General features: G+C 57.6%; 14 protein-coding genes. 4 read left to right on the top strand and 10 right to left on the bottom strand.

What is annotated here, in order from left to right; translation table 11 throughout:
* Nucleotides 1-233: 233 nt before the first annotated feature.
* Nucleotides 234-1,874, top strand: a complete 1,641-nt coding sequence (locus PAG01S_RS05280; protein ID WP_062757913.1) for a methyl-accepting chemotaxis protein — start codon at nt 234-236, stop codon at nt 1,872-1,874.
* A gap of 184 nt (nt 1,875-2,058) precedes the next feature.
* Here the strand turns inward: PAG01S_RS05280 and PAG01S_RS05285 are convergent, their stop codons facing one another.
* The gene (locus PAG01S_RS05285; RefSeq protein ID WP_033758264.1) at nt 2,059-3,150 is read right to left on the bottom strand and encodes a mechanosensitive ion channel family protein; all 1,092 of its coding nucleotides are present in this window, start codon (nt 3,148-3,150) and stop codon (nt 2,059-2,061) included.
* Between the two features lie 416 nt (nt 3,151-3,566).
* On the opposite strand from PAG01S_RS05285, the gene PAG01S_RS05290 reads away from it, so the two are divergent.
* Nucleotides 3,567-5,753 (top strand): putative bifunctional diguanylate cyclase/phosphodiesterase, encoded by a 2,187-nt coding sequence (locus PAG01S_RS05290; RefSeq protein WP_062757915.1) that lies wholly within the window; start codon nt 3,567-3,569, stop codon nt 5,751-5,753.
* Between the two features lie 107 nt (nt 5,754-5,860).
* On the opposite strand, the gene biuH is transcribed toward PAG01S_RS05290, so the two are convergent.
* The 3 genes from biuH to PAG01S_RS05305 are packed head-to-tail and all read right to left on the bottom strand — an operon-like array spanning nt 5,861 to nt 9,277.
* Entirely contained in the window at nt 5,861-6,547 is a 687-nt protein-coding gene (gene biuH / locus PAG01S_RS05295) for a biuret amidohydrolase (protein WP_062757917.1), read from the bottom strand.
* The gene (locus PAG01S_RS05300) at nt 6,528-7,844 is read right to left on the bottom strand and encodes a purine-cytosine permease family protein (RefSeq protein WP_033778901.1); all 1,317 of its coding nucleotides are present in this window, start codon (nt 7,842-7,844) and stop codon (nt 6,528-6,530) included. Before PAG01S_RS05300 ends, biuH begins: the two co-directional genes overlap by 20 nt.
* Complete coding sequence (locus PAG01S_RS05305) at nt 7,841-9,277, bottom strand: amidase (RefSeq protein WP_052270625.1); 1,437 nt, start codon at nt 9,275-9,277, stop codon at nt 7,841-7,843. The genes PAG01S_RS05300 and PAG01S_RS05305 overlap by 4 nt, the downstream gene beginning before the upstream one ends.
* A gap of 367 nt (nt 9,278-9,644) precedes the next feature.
* On the opposite strand from PAG01S_RS05305, the gene PAG01S_RS05310 reads away from it, so the two are divergent.
* A complete protein-coding gene (locus PAG01S_RS05310) occupies nt 9,645-10,214 on the top strand; it encodes a hypothetical protein (RefSeq protein WP_010670898.1) in 570 nt (189 codons plus the stop codon).
* Nucleotides 10,198-10,419 carry a hypothetical protein gene (locus tag PAG01S_RS05315; RefSeq protein WP_010670899.1) on the top strand — a complete coding sequence of 74 codons (222 nt, stop codon included), beginning with the start codon at nt 10,198-10,200 and terminating at the stop codon, nt 10,417-10,419. The genes PAG01S_RS05310 and PAG01S_RS05315 overlap by 17 nt, the downstream gene beginning before the upstream one ends.
* Before the next feature lie 88 nt (nt 10,420-10,507).
* On the opposite strand, the gene PAG01S_RS05320 is transcribed toward PAG01S_RS05315, so the two are convergent.
* The 6 genes from PAG01S_RS05320 to PAG01S_RS05345 all read right to left on the bottom strand — a co-directional run bounded on the left by PAG01S_RS05320 (nt 10,508) and on the right by PAG01S_RS05345 (nt 18,547).
* The gene (locus PAG01S_RS05320) at nt 10,508-11,350 is read right to left on the bottom strand and encodes an oxidoreductase (protein ID WP_060680509.1); all 843 of its coding nucleotides are present in this window, start codon (nt 11,348-11,350) and stop codon (nt 10,508-10,510) included.
* Nucleotides 11,351-11,448: 98 nt separating this feature from the next.
* Nucleotides 11,449-13,230 (bottom strand): thiamine pyrophosphate-requiring protein, encoded by a 1,782-nt coding sequence (locus PAG01S_RS05325; protein ID WP_010670901.1) that lies wholly within the window; start codon nt 13,228-13,230, stop codon nt 11,449-11,451.
* 62 nt (nt 13,231-13,292) lie between these two features.
* Nucleotides 13,293-15,251 carry a hydantoinase B/oxoprolinase family protein gene (locus PAG01S_RS05330; RefSeq protein ID WP_062757919.1) on the bottom strand — a complete coding sequence of 653 codons (1,959 nt, stop codon included), beginning with the start codon at nt 15,249-15,251 and terminating at the stop codon, nt 13,293-13,295.
* A gap of 1 nt (nt 15,252) precedes the next feature.
* Complete coding sequence (locus PAG01S_RS05335; protein WP_062757921.1) at nt 15,253-17,298, bottom strand: hydantoinase/oxoprolinase family protein; 2,046 nt, start codon at nt 17,296-17,298, stop codon at nt 15,253-15,255.
* An 18-nt stretch (nt 17,299-17,316) separates the two neighbouring features.
* Complete coding sequence (locus PAG01S_RS05340; protein WP_061901323.1) at nt 17,317-17,763, bottom strand: GNAT family N-acetyltransferase; 447 nt, start codon at nt 17,761-17,763, stop codon at nt 17,317-17,319.
* A gap of 271 nt (nt 17,764-18,034) precedes the next feature.
* Nucleotides 18,035-18,547 (bottom strand): Lrp/AsnC family transcriptional regulator, encoded by a 513-nt coding sequence (locus tag PAG01S_RS05345; RefSeq protein ID WP_010247853.1) that lies wholly within the window; start codon nt 18,545-18,547, stop codon nt 18,035-18,037.
* Nucleotides 18,548-18,663: the final 116 nt, after the last annotated feature.

Consider the following 18,663-nt stretch of genomic DNA (forward strand, 5'->3'; position numbering starts at 1 on the left):
TAACATTGTAATTTTCCACTATTTTTTAAGTTAATCTGAATATTCAAAACCTTAAAAAATAAATAAACCATCTGATTCAACATCATAATTTAAATTGTCATTTTATTTTTACTGAAGCCTGCCTTCTTAAATTTATGCGCGATTTTTGCACTGCCGTTGGTTAATAACCGTGAGTAATCTCTGGCTGCTCCAGGCCGATAATCGTAAGACATCTTACCTGGAGCTTTACTGCCATGCTGAAAAATACACGTCTCACCACGATCCTGACGTTATCCGGACTGTTCCTGTTTTTTGTCTTTCTTGCTTCTTCATTGCTGAGTGTGATCTATCTGAATCGCAGCGCGGAGTCTCTCAAAAATCTCAACCATGAAGTCTCTGCCACCCTTGGCGTCGCTGACACGACTAACTGGATACGTGCCGCTCGCACCACACTGCTGGCCGCTGTCCCTTATGCTGACGGCAGCAATCCAGAAGCGTTTAATGCCGCGCTGGCCCAGGCCAGATTTTACTATGATGGCGGCTTGCGCTTTATGCAGGCCTATCAGGCTGCACCAAAAATGGCCGGTGAAGCGGAACTGTCACGGGAGCTGGCCGCACGCTACAACGATTACACTCAGCAAGGCGTTGGTGCCCTTTTCACCGCGCTGCAGAAAAGGGATGTACCCGCTTTTCTGATGCTTGCTGGTACAAAAGTCGTGGCACTTGATGAGGCTTACCGCGTTCCGCTGGACAAGGTTATTGCCATACATAAACAGTCAGCCGTAAACATCACCCAGCAGGCCGATACCGATACGCACATTGCTTATGTTGCTGCGGGTGTGTCGATCATACTCTTTATCCTGGCCTCAGTCATTGTGGCGGCGGTGCTGAAAAATGTGCTGATCAAGCCCCTGCGTCGTGCTGGCGAAGTAACGGCAGCCATTGGTGCCGGCGATCTGACATCGGAGTTCCACAATCTCCGCAACGATGAAATGGGCAAGCTACTGCAGGGGCTTGAAAATATGCAGCTTGGCCTGAAAACGATGGTCAGTGAAATCGTCAATGGCGTAAGCGAAGTGGCTCGCGTTACCACGCAGATAAGCGACGGCAACCACAGTCTTTCCAGCCGCACGGAGCAACAGGCGGCAGCGCTCGAAGAGACCGCGGCGAGCATGGAGGAGCTCTCGTCTACTGTTTCACTCAACGCCGGTAATGCCTCAGTCGCCAGCGACGCGGCCTCTGCGGCTTCCGGAACCGCTTCGGAATGCGGCGCGGCAATGCGGGAAGTGGTGCGCACGATGGCAGACATCAAAACCAGCGCAATGGCCATCAGTGAAATTACCTCCGTAATAAACAGCATTGCCTTTCAGACAAACATTCTGGCACTGAACGCAGCGGTAGAAGCAGCACGTGCAGGCGACCAGGGTCGCGGTTTTGCTGTGGTTGCTAACGAAGTTCGCACGCTTGCACAACGCAGCACACAGTCTGCGCGGGAAATTGAAAAGCTGATTGCTGAATCCAATCTGAACGTCGGTCTGGGTGAGCAGAAAGTGGCTCAGGTTTCGCTGACAACAGAAAAAATTATCAGCGATGTGACCGGCGTGACCTCGCTGCTGGGAGAGATTGCGGCGGCGTCTTCTGAACAGAGTAAGGGAATAAATCAGATCGGCACGGCTGTAACCGAAATGGACAGTGTGACTCAACAGAACGCCACGCTGGTTCAGGCTTCTGCTGCTGCTACGGGTGTACTGGAGGAACAGGTTAAATCGTTAAGTGCGATTACCAGCCGGTTCAGGTTGCAGACTGGTGCGGTCGTGACAGACATACGCTCCCCGGCCATACCGTCTGTTCAGGTGAAAGAAAAAGTTTCAAGCGATCCGTGGGTGAGCTTTTAACTGAGTCAGGCTGATGTCTGCAGCTTCTTCTGCAGACATCGGGCCTACCAGAAGATGGCCAAAACAATTATGTCCGCTTCAGACACCAGGCGGACAAACACACCATCGCCTGCCCTGAAAGAACAACGGAGCAACAGCCATCAGGATGCACACACCCACGCAGACTGCCGCTCCCAGCTTGCCCCTATTCTGCCGTCCCTATTCCCACCTTCTCACGCCCGGTATCCGTCAGTGATGCTCTCACCTGCGGCAGGCTTTCCGGGTAATTCTGCTGAATAAACTCAATCATCTTCTCACGCACGTAACAGCGTAAATCAAAGGCGATCGGCGAGTTCTGCGCGGTCATCAGCATCCTGATGGTCATGGTTTTCTCGGTGGTGTCGGTCACCTGCAGCACAGAGGTTTCCTGATCCCAAAGCTTGGTTTCGCTCAGCACTTTTTCAAAATGCTTGCGCAGCGGCTCCAGCGGCATGGAGTAATCCACGTAAAGAAACACCGAGCCTAAGATCTGGGCGTTATTACGCGTCCAGTTCTGGAACGGATTTTCGGTAAAGTAGGTGATCGGCAACACCAGCCGACGCAAATCCCAGATGCGCACCACCACATAGGTCAGGTTGATCTCTTCAATCCAGCCCCACTCTTTTTCCACCACTACCGCATCATCAATTTTAATAGGCTGGGTAAAGGCGATCTGAATACCGGCGAACAGATTGACCAGCGACTTTTGCAGCGCAAAACCAATAATGATACCGGCGACACCGGCACCCGCCAGGATGGTGGTGCCGAATTTCCGGACGCCAGGGAAGCTGAGCAGAATCAGCGAAACACAGAACAGAACCAGGATAACAATAACTACTTTTTTGACATAGATAATCTGCGTGCGAATTTTGCGCGCACGAAGGTTATTGGAAATATTAATGTCATAGCGGATATAAAGCATATCCTGCGCCACATTGGTCAGCCGGATTAAGACCGAGCAAAATGACATAATAATAAAGACATTGATGATATTGGTGATTAAAGAGAGAGATTCCGGTTGGAAATCGATGTAATTAACGCCGACATTAATCATTAATAACGGAATAAAAAAGAACATCGAGCCGCTAAGATGCTTCTCAAGGGATTTAAACAGTTTTCTGTCACGAATCTGCCAGTAGCGGATGAACCGGAGCAGGATAAGGCGGGCCAGAAATCCCAGCACAAAAGAGAGCGAGACGAGTAATACAACAGGCACCCATGACGGGAAACCAGATAACTCACCGAATAACAATGGCATTATTTTCCCTTATAGTAAGCTGACAACCTCAGGCTGTCAGATAAGTGACAAACTCAGTAACCGTTGTCTTCACGGCTATCCGTTCGTAACACAATCAGCGCACATGAGTATGAACCATAGCGGCGAAGTTAACAGGAAATGCACGGTGATGCGTCCAGAGAGGCTGTCGCGCGCCAGCCTTATGGCTACTGATACAGAGGCCGAATGTTGGCCCTCATGTCACCGTCCAGCCAGCTAACCCCATTAAAATATCTGATACAACACGGCCACTTTTTCACTCCCCATTATTTAGGCTGCCCTGGCCATCCGGCAACAAAAACGTTGCCAGAATCACTAAGCGTAACGCTTTGCGTGGACGTTTTTGTGCCATCTGCTAATTTTTAAGCTGTTCCCCTGCTGCTGAGAAAAACAACAATATGATTAACACCCTTAAACTTTCCTCTGATTTTCGTCGCAGTTTCCTGCGTGAAGTCCTGGTGCCGCTGGTCGCTATCTTACTGCTGACGTTTGTAGGTGCAGGCGCTGCGCTCTTTGTTGGTACCTCACTCACCAATACGGAGGCCCGCCATCAGCAGCAACGGATGATTGAAGCCTCTTTTTCACAGAGTCTGAATGAGCATCTGCGCCAGCTGCACAGCCTGTCGCGCTGGGGACCCTTTGAGCAGCATCTGGCAGAGGGCAACAGCAGCAGGTGGCTGGATGAGAACATTGGACTGTGGCTGTATGAGATGTTCGGCCATCAGCTGATTCTGGTGCTGGACCAGCAAAATCAGATCGTCAGAGTCTGGCGCGAAGGCCAGCCGGTCTCCGCCTCTGAAAATGACCCACTGATTGGTGAGGTGCTGCAAAGCCCGCTGGTCAACGATCCGGCACGCCACGATAACGCCGATTATGCCCGTGTGACAAACCGGGCCGCCGCGCTGGCAGTAGGTAACATCCAGCGGGAGAGCAATGCCCTGCCGCGTTTCCGGCTGGTGAGCCTGAAATTTCTTGATGACGGCTATCTGGCGGGCCTGGCGGAACGCAATCAGCTGCAGGGGCTGCACTTCTCCGACGGCACGCCACAGCCGGGAATCGGTGCGCGCTATCTGCTGATCGCGCAGGCGGGTGAGGCGGTTGGCTATCTGAACTGGATCCCCTCCCGTCCCGGTGCGCAGATGCTGCGCACCATCGGGCCATCTACCGGGCTGGCGGTACTGGCGATATCCCTGCTCTGCCTTTATATGGTGCGGCGACTCTGGAACTCCTCGGTGAACCTCTCGCAATCCATGCTCAGGCTCGGCGCGTCGGAGGCTCAGGCACAGCACCTGGCGTTTCATGATGTGCTGACCGGCCTGCCGAACCGCGCACTGGTCGAAGACCGCTTAACCCAGGCGCTGGCTCTGGCGACGCGCCACGATCAGCGGGTGGCGCTGCTGCTCATCGACCTCGACCGCTTTAAAACCATCAACGATACCCACGGTCATCATGCCGGAGATGAACTGATCATCGCGGTCGCACAGCGTCTGAGCCGTATCGTGCGGGCCAGCGATACGGTAGGACGCATCGGCGGTGATGAATTTATCGTGGTAATGCCGGACGTCGATAATATCGGCCAGGTACATAGCCTGGCGCAGCGCATTATCGATGAACTGAGTGAGCCTTTTACGCTGTTTGGCAGCGATATCTGGAGTGGCGCCAGTATCGGACTGGCGCTGGCACCCAAAGATGGGGTTGATCGGCTGGAGCTGATGCGCAAAGCGGATATTGCGCTGTATGAGGCCAAAAGCGGCGGGCGCGGCACGTATCGACAGTTTGAACGGGCGATGGATGAGTCGGTACGGACCCGACAGACCATCGCTGCCGACCTGCGTACGGCGCTACATAACCGTCAGGGGCTGGAGGTGTGGTATCAGCCGCTGATGGATATTGGCGGCCAGCAGATGGTGGGCATCGAAGCGCTGCTGCGCTGGCACCATCCAGCCCGCGGCCTGATTGCGCCCGGTGAATTTATCGCGATTGCCGAAGAGACCGGCCTGATTATTCCGCTGGGCGAATGGGTACTGGCTGAAGCCTGCGTCACTCAGCAGCGTTTTCCCGAACTGCTGGTGGCGGTCAACGTCTCGCCGGTGCAGTTCCGCTCTACCGGCTTTGTTGAGCGGGTGATGGCGATTGTCAGCCAGAACGGCGGCGATCCGAAGCGCCTTGAACTGGAGATCACCGAAGGGGTGTTAATCGAAGATGAACGCGAAGCACGCGCCATTATTGTGGAACTGCGTGACGCGGGCTTCCGGATTGCGCTGGATGACTTTGGCACCGGTTACTCCAGCCTGAACTATCTCAGCAACTTTCCGGTGGATAAAATCAAAATCGATCGCTCATTCACCCAGTCGCTGGGCGTGGCGGAAAATTCAGTGGCGATTGTTGAATCGGTGGTGAAGCTGGGTCATGCCATGGGTCTGATGGTGACAGCAGAAGGCGTCGAGACGCCAGGACAGATGTCTGCGCTGGCAGATGCAGGCTGTAATCAGTTGCAGGGCTATCTGTTCAGTCAGGCGGTGCCCGCCGATCAGCTCTCAGCACTGATGAAAACTATTGTGCCAGACAACGCGCAGCATGAGTGATACTGATGTGGAAAGCCTGAGCGCAGCTCTGTGCTCAGGCTTTCCGGCTGCGTGATGCATCTGAGATCAGAAGATCAACATCACCCTTCACCCGTTGTTGCGGGAAATTAAACCCCCAGGCTATCCAGCAGCGCGGCAGAATGGGCGACCGCGCCAAAGATGCCACCCTGCATATGGATCATGCTCAGCGCCGCCTCATGATGACGCAGCTCGGTCGCAGCGCAGCAATCGGACAGCACCAGGCACTCAAAGCCGCGATCGTTGGCTTCGCGCAGTGTGGTGTGGACGCAGACGTCGGTGGTAATGCCGGTGAGGATCAGATTACGGATGCCGCGACTGCGCAATATCAGCTCCAGATCGGTGGCATAAAACGATCCCTTACCCGGCTTATCGATCACCACTTCACCCGGCAGCGGTGCCAGCTCCGGGATAATCTCCCAGCCCGGTTCACCGCGCACCAGAATACGGCCGCACGGTCCCTCATCCCCAATCCCGGCGTTCATTCGCCGCGAGCGCCAGCGTTTGTTGGCGGGCAAATCACTGAGATCGGGCCGGTGCCCTTCGCGGGTATGAATAACCGGAAACTGCCGGGCGCGCATCGCCGCCAGCACCTGCTGCAACGGTGCGATGGGCGCGCGGGTCAGACTCACGTCATAGCCCATGCTGTCGACATAGCCGCCCACGCCACAGAAGTCGGTCTGCATATCAATCACGATCAGCGCGGTGTCAGCCGGCGTAAAAGTGCCGTCAAACGGCCAGGCGTAGGGGGTTGAATTAACGCTGTAGTCGGGCATTGCTGTTCTCCATTACCGGGCGCGGCATGCGCATTCTGCTGATCACGCTGTAGCTGATGGCGGCAGTCACCAGACCAATAACCGCTTCACCGAATTGAGGGAAAGCGACGTGGGCGATCACCGCACACAGGCTGCCAATCGCCCAGGCGGCAAACGCAGTACCACGAAAACGCTGCGCCGGACGCTGCTCGCTGATGCGCGCCATAAAAATTAAATCCACGATCATCACGGCACCAAACGGTGGCACCACAATGCCAAGCAGGCTGAGCCACTCCAGGAAGTAAGACCAGACACCCGCCAGCGCAAGCACGCCGCCAATGGCACCCAGGATCAGCGTCCAGAGCCGCATTTTGCTGCTGAACAGATGACTGAAGCCCACCGCCCCGTTGTAGAGGCAGTGCGTGCAGACCGATCCGAGATTGATAAAGACAAACAGGCAGGCCACTACCGACAAAAAGGCGCTGTGCCCCATCAGCATCGGCAGGAAGTTACCGCCATTGGTCAGCGGATCAACCGCGGCGCCCACGGCCACAATCACCACACCGAACAGATAGGAGATGACGTTGGCGACGGGGAAGGCAGAGAACGCGGCGATCACCGCCGAACGACCATTCTTCGACCAGCGGGTAAAGTCAGCGGTCATAGTGCCGGAGTCAGCAAAACCGGCCACCACCATGGTGACGGCGGTGCCCATGCTCATTGCACCGGCTGCGCTGGCGCTGCCCTTCCACTGCGTCACCACGGAGAAGTCGTGCTGTTTGCTAATCAGCCACAGCGCCACCATTCCCAGCACCACAAACAGCGGCGCGGCGATCATCCCCAGCACCGACAGCGCCCGCACGCCCAGGAAAGTAATGCCGGTATAGAGGATCATGGCGAAGGCCGTCACCGCCAGCGCATTCCAGCCAAAGGTCTGATTAATGACCGTGCCGGTAAGGCCGGTCTGGAAGGCGTACCAGCCGATCACCACCGTCGAGAGAAAACCCGAGACCAGGATGTAGCCTTTGCTGCCAAAGGTGCGTCTGGCCTGTAAAGCAAAGTTCATTCCGCTGTTACCGGCGTACCAGCTCAGCGCGCCGACATAGGCGAACAGCACCAGGTTTCCCAGCAGAATGGCGATCAGCGCGGGCCAGAACCCCAGATGCCAGGTGATGATGCCGCCAAATAGCGCATTGGTGAGGATCATCGGAAAGCCAAACCAGACGGCCGAGACGGAGCGGGTAGAATGACGGTGCGACAGCGGTACCGGCTCATGTTCAAACTCCTGCTCCAGCGCAGGCGTAGTAGACGTTTTCATTGGGCGATTCCGGGTTGAAGGTGATTCCACGGCTGAATGCGCTCGAAAGCGGCACTGGCAGCCAGCACTAAGGCATCATCAAGATGACGTCCGACAATCTGCAGACCGACGGGCAAGCCGCTGGCAGTAAAACCGGCGGGAACGGACGCGGCGGGCTGACCGGTGAAGTTGAAGGGGTAGCAGAACGAGAGCCAGTGATCGCTGCGGACCATGCGGCCATCAATGATCTCCGGTCCCTGCATCCCCAGCGGAAACGGCGGCACCGCCAGCGTCGGGGTAATCAGCAGGTCAAAGCGCTGCATAAAGCGCCACAGGCAGTTGCTGACCGCTTTTCGGGTGGTGATGGCATCGGTGAAGTTTTCCGCCCGCCAGTCGCGCTGCAGCATGGCGACCAGATGCGGCGACATCTCGCTGCCCTGCTCCGCCAGCATCCGGCGCATACCGGTGAGATCGCTCTCCATCGCCACCAGCGCGCCAAAGGCCGCCGACGGATCAGGGAAGCCCGGATCGGCCAGTTCCAGTTCAGCACCGATTTCAGCGGCAAAACGCTGCACCGCCGCGCTGACCACTGCCCGCACTTCCGGGTCAACGGCCACATAGCCAAAATCCGCGCTGAAGGCGATGCGCAGTTTGCCTGGCAGATGGTGTGGCGCACCCAGCCAGTCGACATCGCTGCAGGGAATCGAGTGGCGATCGCGCATATCTGGTCCGGCCATCAGTGACATCATCAACGCGGCATCGCGCACGCTGCGCGTCATCGGACCGATGTGCTCCAGTGACTCCCAGCTCGACACGCCGGGGTAGCGTTCATCACGACAGCCGGGCCAGAGCGGCACCCGGCCCATCGACGCCTTGAAGCCGAAAATACCGCAGTGCGCCGCCGGAATGCGTACCGACCCGCCGCCGTCGCTGCCCAGTGCAATCGGGCAAAGCCGCGCCGCCACCGCCGCACCCGAACCGGCGCTGGACCCTCCTGGCGTCATGCTCAAATCCCAGGGATTGCGCGGCGACGGAAACAGCGGATTGTGCCCGACCCCGCTGTAGCCAAACTCCGGTGCGGTGGTTTTGCCAAGCAGAATGGCGTCGGCGGCCAGCAACCGTTCCACCGTGATGTCATCATCTTCCGGCACGAAATCTTTGTACGCCACCGAACCGGAGGTGGTTCTGACGTTTGCAGTGCAGATTAAATCTTTCACCGCCAGCGGTACGCCTGCCAGCGCGCCCAGTGTTTCACCGCGTGCCCGTCGGGCATCCACGGCTCTGGCCTGTGCCATCGCCAGTTCAGGCGTCGGGGTACAAAAAGCCTGTATCGCCGGTTCCCGCTGTTCCATCCGCGCCAGCGCCGCCACGGTCAGCTCGCACGCCGACACGTCCCCGCTGCGAATCAGAGCGGCCATCGTGGTGGCATCTTCGTCTAATAAGGAGTCAAACATGGGTTACCTCGCCAAAAGTGTACCTGTCAGCTAGTGCATGAAGCGTGCCAGTTAGCGGTGATTCATCCGGTCTGAAACGGGGATGCCAGATGGAATACGGTCTGGGATACAAGATCGAATTCTTATGATGCCAGGTGGAGGCGACTGTTTATTTTTCCAGCACGATGATGGCGCAGGGCTGCGCGATAAGGGGGCGTAATAGCTGAATGCTTTGCGGGCTGCTTTACAAAACGATGTCGGTTATCAGCAACAGCGGCCGATATGCTGGAATGAATAACCACATTTTTACCAGGGAGGTTTGACCGGTCTGAGCAGGCACTAAAAAATCACGGCTTAAAGATTCACATGCAGCCTGCAGGGATGATAAGTGCGCATTGAAGAAGATATTTATCTTGAAAACTACGAAATCAGGCGGAAAAAATTCATTTACGATCGGCGTATTCATTACAGTTACGCGTTTGTTGCCGGTAATGAGAATTACACTGTCATCGTGGGCAAGCTAATGGATGAACAGACCTTTACCCGCATCGGATACCAGATGCCACCCGGTATCGCCTTTCCGGTTAAAGGGCTGGCTGAAGTCTGTTTTGACGTGTTCGATGGTCTGGAGTGCCTCGGCGATTTCCGCCATATCAGCTTTGCAGGATTAGGCAGTGCTGTCGTTTTCAAAAGCGTACTCCTGGCGTTAATGGCACACTATGAAAGCTTCTTTATAGGCGGTTTTGTTTTCCAGGCTGCATCAGGAGAGATCGTTGACCGCAATCGCCCGACACCCCTTGAGGAGATCTACGACGCTTTGCTTGGGTTAAAAAATGAACTACGCTACAATCGCCGAACAGGGTTGCCTAAGAAAGCGCCGCAACCTTTAATCCCGAAATATTTCCGGGCTTATAAAGTAGTGACTACAGGGAGAGCTTGCTATGTCGTTTTACGATAAATACGATGGCATCACAGATGCGGCTGATGCCGAGAACAGGGAGTTAAGGGCACTATTGATTGCTGAATGGCTGGCCAGACCCGATCTGCCCGCCATTAAAGCCCAGTTAGCTCAGAGGAAAAAACGCTCGTCGTCTGCCCTGTTACGCCGCAAGTTGAAAGAGCTGAATGCGCGCGAAATGCAGAAAGCTAAGATCAGCGCTTAACGCTTAAAGGCCCGATAACGGGCCTTTCGTATTTTTATCAGCTTCTGGCTCACTCGCAGACGGCTTTTCGCCACCCGCAACTCACCTGTTACTCCGGAAAATCCGTCTCCACCGACGTCTGTTTCCACGCTTCGATCTCAGCCAGCCGCTCTTTGAGCTTGCTGGTTACGGCATCATGGCCCCAGGCACCCATCACCAGATGGCGTGGCGGGTTATCATGCTCAGTGATGGCAATCATCGCCGTGGCGGCCCGCGCCGGATCGCCCTTCTGCGTGCCGCTGTATTCGGCGGTGGCTTTCATCCGTGCGGCTGCAGTCTCTGCATAGTCTGGCAGCGTGCTCGGCGTCTGATGCAGGGAGCGTCCGGCCCAATCGGTGCGGAACGGACCTGGCTCAACACAGGTGACGCGAATGCCCAGCGGCCCCGCTTCCAGCGCCAGCGAATCTGACCAGCCTTCCACCGCATGTTTGCTGGCAGAGTAGTAGCCTGAGCTGGCAAAACCAATTAAGCCTGCCACCGAGGTAATGTTGATGACGTGGCCGCTGCGCGCCTTTCTCATCGCGGGCAGCACGGCGCGGGTCAGGGCAAACAGGCCAAAGACGTTGGCATCAAACTGCGCGCGGATTTCGCTTTCCACACCCTCTTCCACCGAGCTCTGATAGCCGTAACCGGCGTTGTTTACCAGCACATCAATGGTGCCGAACCTGTCCAGTGCCGTTTTGACGGCCTGGTCGATGCTCGCCTGGTGGGTCACATCCAGCGCTACTGCCAGCGCGTTATCGTGTCCCTCAACCAGATCGGCAATGGAAGATGTATCACGTGCCGTCACGACGACCTTAAAACCACGCGCGATGGTCTGCTGCGCCAGTTCACGACCAAATCCGGTCGAACATCCCGATATTAACCAGACAGGGCTGGAGTGAGCAGTCATGGTAAGACTCCCGTTGATGATGATGAAGTGACTGGAGACCCGGACGCGAGTGCATCCGGGATTTAAGGTTAGCGAGGCGCGACCGCCCTACTTAGCCCTTAATGCTTTTTATTGAACAGCTGGCTGGCGGTGTCGCTGATGATCTGTGCCGCGCCGCGATCGCCTTTCACCATTGACGCCATAAAGGCTTTCGCCTGTTTAAAGGTGATGTGCGGCGGTAACGGGGCAACTTCCGGATCGGTTTTCACCTCCAGCAATACCGGGCGATCGGCGCTGAGCGCACGCTGCCAGGCCGCCGCCAGATCGTCAGGATTATCGACAAAAATACCGACCATCCCCAGCGACTGCGCAAACTCAGCATACTTCACGTCCGGCAGTTGCTGCGAGGCGTCAAAGCGGGGATTCCCCTCCATGACCCGCTGCTCCCAGGTGACCTGATTGAGATCCTGGTTGTTGAACACGCAGACGATCAGGCGTGGATCGGCCCACTGCTGCCAGTATTTCTGGATGGTGATCAGCTCTGCCATATTGTTCATCTGCATCGCACCGTCACCCACCAGCGCCACCACCGGTTTGTCGGGATGGGCAAATTTTGCGGCAATCGCATAAGGCACCGCCGCGCCCATACAGGCCAGACCGCCGGAGAGCGAGGCGCGCTGACCCTGCTTAACCCGATAGTCGCGGGCGAACCAGTTGGCACAGGAACCGGAGTCCGAGGTGACAATGGCGTTATCCGGCAGTTGTGGCGACATCTCCCACACCACCCGCTGCGGGTTGACCGGATTAGCCGGTGCCATGGCGCGCTCTTCCATCAGCGTCCACCAGTCGCGTACCTGAAGCGCAATATCTTCCTGCCAGCTGCGATCCTTTTTATGCTCCAGCAGCGGCAGCAGGGCGCGCAGGGTTTCAGCCGCATCGCCATGCAGGTTCACTTCGCTGGGATAGCGCAGGCCGAGCATGGCGGGATCGATGTCTATCTGCACCGCACGCGCCTTGCCCTCTTCCGGCAGGAACTCCGTCCACGGAAAGCCGCTGCCGATCATCAGCAGGGTGTCGCAGTTCTGCATTAAATCGGATGAGGGCTTCGTGCCCAGCAGGCCAATCGAACCGGTCACAAACGGCGCATCGTCCGGCAGCACATCTTTGCCCAGCAGCGCTTTTGCCACGCCCGCACCCAGCACATTCGCGACCTGTACCACCTCGACGGCGGCGTTACGTGCGCCTGCGCCAATCAGAATCGCCACTTTTTTGCCGGCGTTCAGCACCTCAGCGGCGCGTTGCAGATCCGCTTCATAAGGGATCACTTTGGGACGCTGATAGCCGCTGCCGGAATGGGTAAAACCGTGCAGATGCTGCGGCGGCTGCCACTCTTCATCCTGAATATCTTTAGGGATGATGATCACCGCCACGCCGTTTTGCGCTTTGGCGATGCGCACGCCCCGGTCGAGCAGATGGCGCACCTGGGTCGAAGTCGAGGCTTCCTGAACGAAGTTGGCAACGTCCGAGAAGATGCGATCCAGGTTCATCTCCTGCTGATAACTGGAGCCGCGCGCGGTCGCTTCCGCCTGTCCGGCAATCGCCAGCACCGGAGCATGATCCATTTTGGCGTCATAGAGTCCGGTCAGCAGATGGGTCGCGCCGGGCCCGCCGGTAGAGAGGCAGACGCCCAGCTCACCGGTGAATTTGGCGTGTCCGGCCGCCATAAAGGCCGCCATCTCTTCGTGGCGTACCTGAATAAATTCGATGCCGTCGCCTTTGGCGTTAGCACGCTGAATGGCACCCAGCACCCCATTGATGCCATCTCCCGGATAGCCGTAGATGCGTGTAACGCCCCACTCTTTCAGGCGCTGGACAAAAAAATCACTGGTTTTCATGCTCATCGTCGCGTTTCCCCTTGTAGTCCATGCAGACTTAAAGCGTAGTAGACGATGCGCAATCGCCGTTAATTGTTCGCCATTGCCGGGTATCGCTGACGCAAATCACTGAATATTTGTGCCATATCCGCCGTTTCGCCTATCTCTGCCACCGCCCGGAATACCTGGGTTTTCAGGAAGTGACGCCAGCTCACCGGCGCGCTTGCCAGAAAGGCGGTCAGTAACTGATAACGCTGTGGCGTCCAGAGCATTTCGAAGCGACTCCGTGCTTCGCCGTGCTCAAAATGGTGCGCAGCCTGCTGCGGCATCGTGGCGCGCAGGTGCTCCGTTGCTGCCCGATCCACGTGGTGATCAACCACCACCACGCCATACTGCGTCCTGGCTGCCGCGACGCTGAGATAACCGCAGCGCACATCCTGCATCACCGCATCGGCATCGCGCTGTGTCGGCAGGCCATAACCGCCCGCGCCGGGTCCGCGCACTTCGACCACGTCACCCGGCAGGCAGTGGATCACATCAGTGTTACCGTGATTGATGACCTCACCGTCGCGCCGGGTACGGAAGTAAGAGAGCGCCCCACTCTGGCCGCCGACGACACCCGCCGAGGCAAACACCGATCGGTTACGGTTGCGCGCGGTAATGGTGGTATTGGGCGAGAAAACCTCAAATGCCATTTCGGTGGCTAAACCGCCGCGATAGCGACCGGCTCCGGCGCTGTCCTGGGCCAGTCCGTAGCGATGAAAGCGGATTGGCACTTCCGCTTCGTTGATCTCAATCGGGGTGTTTTTCAGAAAGGCTGAAAGACCGCCGGAGCCGTCAGGCCCATCGTGACGCGGCGTGCCACCCGCGCCGCCGCCCACCGGACCCAGCGAGGCGACCACACTGCGATTCTGCGTCTGGGTACGGATGTTCATGATTGAGTTGCCGCCCGGTGAATTCGCGGGCAAACGCTCCGGCATCGCCAGCGAGAAGACGCCGATAGTGGCAATCTGCGACAGTGCACAGGTCAGGGAGCGCATCCCTACCGCTGCGGGCGCTTCACAGTTCATGACCGTGCCAGGCGGCAGGATTGCCCGGGTGGGACGCAGCGTACCGGCGTTAAGCAGCAGTGAACGGTCCAGCGTAGAGAGCACATAGGTAACACCCACCAGCGCCAGCGGATGCCGCTCACGTCCGCCAGTCGGCATATTCAGCGACGAGGCCAGCTGCGGATCGCTGCCGGTGTAGTCCAGCTCCAGTTGATCGCCCTGCACCCGCAGAGTAATGGCGATACGGCAGGGATAACCGCCCTCGCCATCTTCATCGGCGTAGTCGGCATAGAAGTATTCCCCGTCGGGAATGGTTTTGATAATGCTGCGCGCCTGCGCTTCGGCGTAATCGAGAATGCCCTCAATGCCCTGCAAAAAGTCGGCGATGCCAAAGCGGGCAATAATGTCGTGGATTTTACGCTCGCCGACGTTCACCGACGCCAGCTGGGCTTTGAAATCGCCCCAGTTCTGATCCGGCACCCGCACATTGAGCCGCATGATGCTGGCGACCTCTTCGTTGAGCTGACCCTGCCGCATGATCTTCAGCGGCGGGATGCGAATCCCCTCCTGCACGATATCGGTCAGCGAGCGCGACAGCGAGGCAGGCACCGCGCCGCCGACGTCGGTGTTATGAATGTGGCCCACCACGAAGCAGACAATTTCACCCTGGTGGAACACCGGTTTCCAGATATGGATATCGGGCGAGTGGGTCGCCACGTTGCCGGCGTAGGCGTCGTTGGTAATGCAGATGTCGCCGTCAGCGTACTCTTCAATCAGTGCCAGCACCGGCGCATAGTCGATGCCGCTGTACCAAGGGGCGCCGAAGCTGCGCGGCGAGGCAAACGCCAGGCCGCTGCGGCTGACAATCTGGCAGGAGAAATCTTCCGTCTCTTTAACAAAGGTGGAGTGCGCTGTGCGCATCAGCGTAAAGGCCATCGCATCGGCAGCGGCGGCGCAGTAGTTCGCCAGGATCTGTAAGTTACGTCCATCAATCGCCATGTTATGCCTCGTTCGCCGTGATCAGCAGATTACCGAATGAATCGACCGTGACGCCCATGCCGGGCGGCACGCAGGTGGTGCAGTCATCCTGGGCGATGATGACCGGGCCACTGAGCTGATGTCCGGCACGCAGCACCGAACGCAGCACTAAATCAACCTGATGCCAGCCGCCGTCGATCCACGCCCTGGTCTGTTTCAGTACCGGCACCGGTTCCGTGGCCGAAGCCAGTGGGTTAATCACCGGTTTCGGCGTCGGTGAGGCAATCACCAGCCGCAGGTTGATCAGCTGCACCGGCGCCTGCGGATCACAGTGACCAAACAGCTGCTGGTGCTGGCGATCAAAGGCGTCATGCAGCGCAGTGAAATCCGCCTGCGCCAGCCAGTTCGCCTCCAGCGGTACGTCGATCTCAAACGACTGACCGCGATAGCGCATATCCGCGCTGAACTGCAGGCTGTAAGGCATATCGCTGCCGTGCTCCTGGGCCAGCCAGCCACAGGCGCGCTGCTGTAATGCTTCGGCTTCACTGGCCAGGGTGTCGGCCAGGGCGGGTGTCAGATCGCCGTAGAGCGTGCGGATAAAATCGTTGCGGATATCTGCTACCAGCCCGCCCAGCGCGGACAGCACGCCCGGCGTCGGCGGCACAATCACCCCTTTCATATTCAGTTCGCGGGCCAGAAAGCAGCCCATCATCGGACCCGCTCCGCCAAAGGCGAGGAACCAGAATTCACGCGGATCGAGACCAAAGCGCGACAGCAGCCCGCTGGTGTCGCTGTACATGCTGGAGATCGCCAGCTGGATGGCGGTTTCTGCCGTTTCCTGCACCGTGACGCCAAGCGCATCCGCCAGCGGCTGCCAGGCCGCACAGGCGGCGTCCACATCAACAGTGACGGCGTTATAACCCAGCGCGCCATGGCCCATCATGCCGCAGGCGGCGAACGCATCGGTGGCAGTGGGTTGCGTGCCGCCGCGCTGGAAGCAGACCGGGCCAGGCAGCGATCCGGCACTGTCCGGGCCCATCTGCAGCACGCCCTGACCATCGATCCACGCCAGCGAGCCGCCGCCCTGACCCACCGAAGTGACGGCGACAGAAGGAATAAAGATCGGGAAATCCCCGATGATTTCGCCGTTGCCCTGTGCCACTTTGCCGTCGATGATCACCGCCACGTCGGCGCTGGTGCCACCGATATCCAGGCTGAGGATTTTGTCAAAACCACAGGCGCTGGCGAGATAGCTGGCACCAATCACCCCGGATGCGGTGCCGGAGAGCACCATCTGCACGCATTCGCGTTTCGCCTGATCGACGCCCATCACCCCGCCGTTGGATTTGGTGATGCGCGGCGGCGGCCTGACACCGAGCCGTTGCAGCGCCTGCTCAAAGGATTCCAGGTAGTGGATCACCATCGGCTGCACGTAGGCATTAATGGTGGCGGTAATGGTGCGTTCATATTCACGGATGATCGGCCAGATGTCAGCGGAACAGGAGGTCAGCAGCTCGGGTGCCACCTCGTCGATAATCGCCTTCACCGCCGCTTCATTGTGCCGGTTGCGATAGCTGTGCAGCAGCGACACCACAATGCCCTGACAGCCTGCCGCGCGTGCCTGAGCGATTGCGTCGAGCACGCTCTGGCGATCAGGCGCGTGCAGCACGTTGCCGTGCGCGTCACTGCGTTCACGGATGGCAAACACCCGATCGCGGGTGATCAGCGGAGCAGGACGCCGGGAGAAAAGGTCGTGAATATGCGGGATTTTAAGCCGGGCCAGCTCCAGGACATCGCAGAAGCCCTCCGTGGCGAACAGTGCCAGCCGCACGCCACGCCGCTGGATCACCGCGTTAATGCCTACCGTGGTGCCGTGGGTGAAGTAGCCAATCTCAGCGGGGTCAATGCCCTGATGCTGCTGAAACTGCGCCAGTCCGGTAACGATTTCGCTGCCTGGCTGATCCGGTCGCGACAGGACTTTCAGGGTGTGAATCTGGTTCGTTTGCTGATCGAGCACGGCGAAATCGGTAAAGGATCCACCAATATCCACGCCAACGCGGTATCGCATATCAGGGTAACTCCAGTGTCAGGAAGGGGGAAATTCCATCAGCGCCTCGGGATGCTGCACCACACGCCAGCCGAGCCGCTGATAGACCTGATGGGCATCCTGGGTTGAGAGCATCCAGCGATGCACCGTTTGCAGCTCCGGGTGTTCACGGACGCAGGTTGCCAGCCAGCTGCCCAGCCCGTGACCGCGCCAGTTTTCATCAATCATCACGTCACACAACCAGCCAAACCGGGTGTAGTCAGTAATCAGTCGGGCAAAACCAATCTGTCTCTGCTGGTGATAGAGGCCAAACGGCAGCGAACCGGCAATCGCCCGCACGGTTTTGGCCATCGGCTGGCCTTTGGCCCAGTAGGACTTCTCCGCCAGCTGGATGTGGATCCAGTTAAGGTCGAGCTGCTGGCGGCGGGTAGAGACGGTGAACGCATCGCGCTGCCACTGCTGGTCAGCAATCTGTAATGAGTCCATGACAACTCCTTGTATCGGTTGAAAACAGTGTAAAAGGGTTCGCCCAACGGTTGAGGCTTTAGCGCGCTACAGAATCGGCTATTGCGACTGAATTTTGCGTCATGAAGAAATTTTATGCTGAGGAGACGTCGGGCTGATTAAAGGGCGAGGTGAAGCAGATGCGTGAATAACAGTGTGGCTGGGGTGAATCGCGAAAGAGTAAGCAGAAACAAGGCAGGTGACGGCCCTCTCTCCACCGGTAAACATGGCGAGGGCGACGCCTGGCCGCCCGTTACACGCCGAACTCCACCGAATTGTGCTTGCCGATCAGCGATCGCAACGGCACGCTGCTTTTCATGATCGGGGATTTGATCACGATATAGCTGAAGTATTTATCGATGCCGATCTGAGCGTCGAGCATCTTCTCAATCACTTCCTGGTAATGTTCAATACTGCGGGTAATAAAGCGCAGCAAATAGTCATAGCCGCCAGTGATCAGATGGCACTCCATCAGCTCATCGACGTCGCGCATCGCACTTTCAAATTTCATAAAGTCTTCGCGGCGATGGCCTGACAGAGTGACTTCGGTAAAGACCGTCACCGAATCGGTAATGCGGGTGAGATTAATGTGCGCTTCATAACCGGTGATAAAACCGGCCTGTTCCAGACGTTTGACCCGTTGCAGACAGGGACTGGGCGAAAGGCCTACGGCGTCGGCGAGGTTAACGTTGCTGATACGGCCATCTTTCTGGAGTTGCACCAGGATGTTGATGTCGATGCGGTCGAGTTTCATTAAGCCGTTCATAGCACCCCCCTCATTGTCAGAGCCTGTCCAGCCAGGCGTCATTGTTACAGGCAGTCTGGAGACGGACAGCGCGCAACAACCGGCGCGTACATGGCGTACGTGAGGATTGTAAGCAC

It is taken from the genome of Pantoea agglomerans NBRC 102470, assembly GCF_001598475.1.
Lineage (GTDB): Bacteria > Pseudomonadota > Gammaproteobacteria > Enterobacterales > Enterobacteriaceae > Pantoea > Pantoea agglomerans.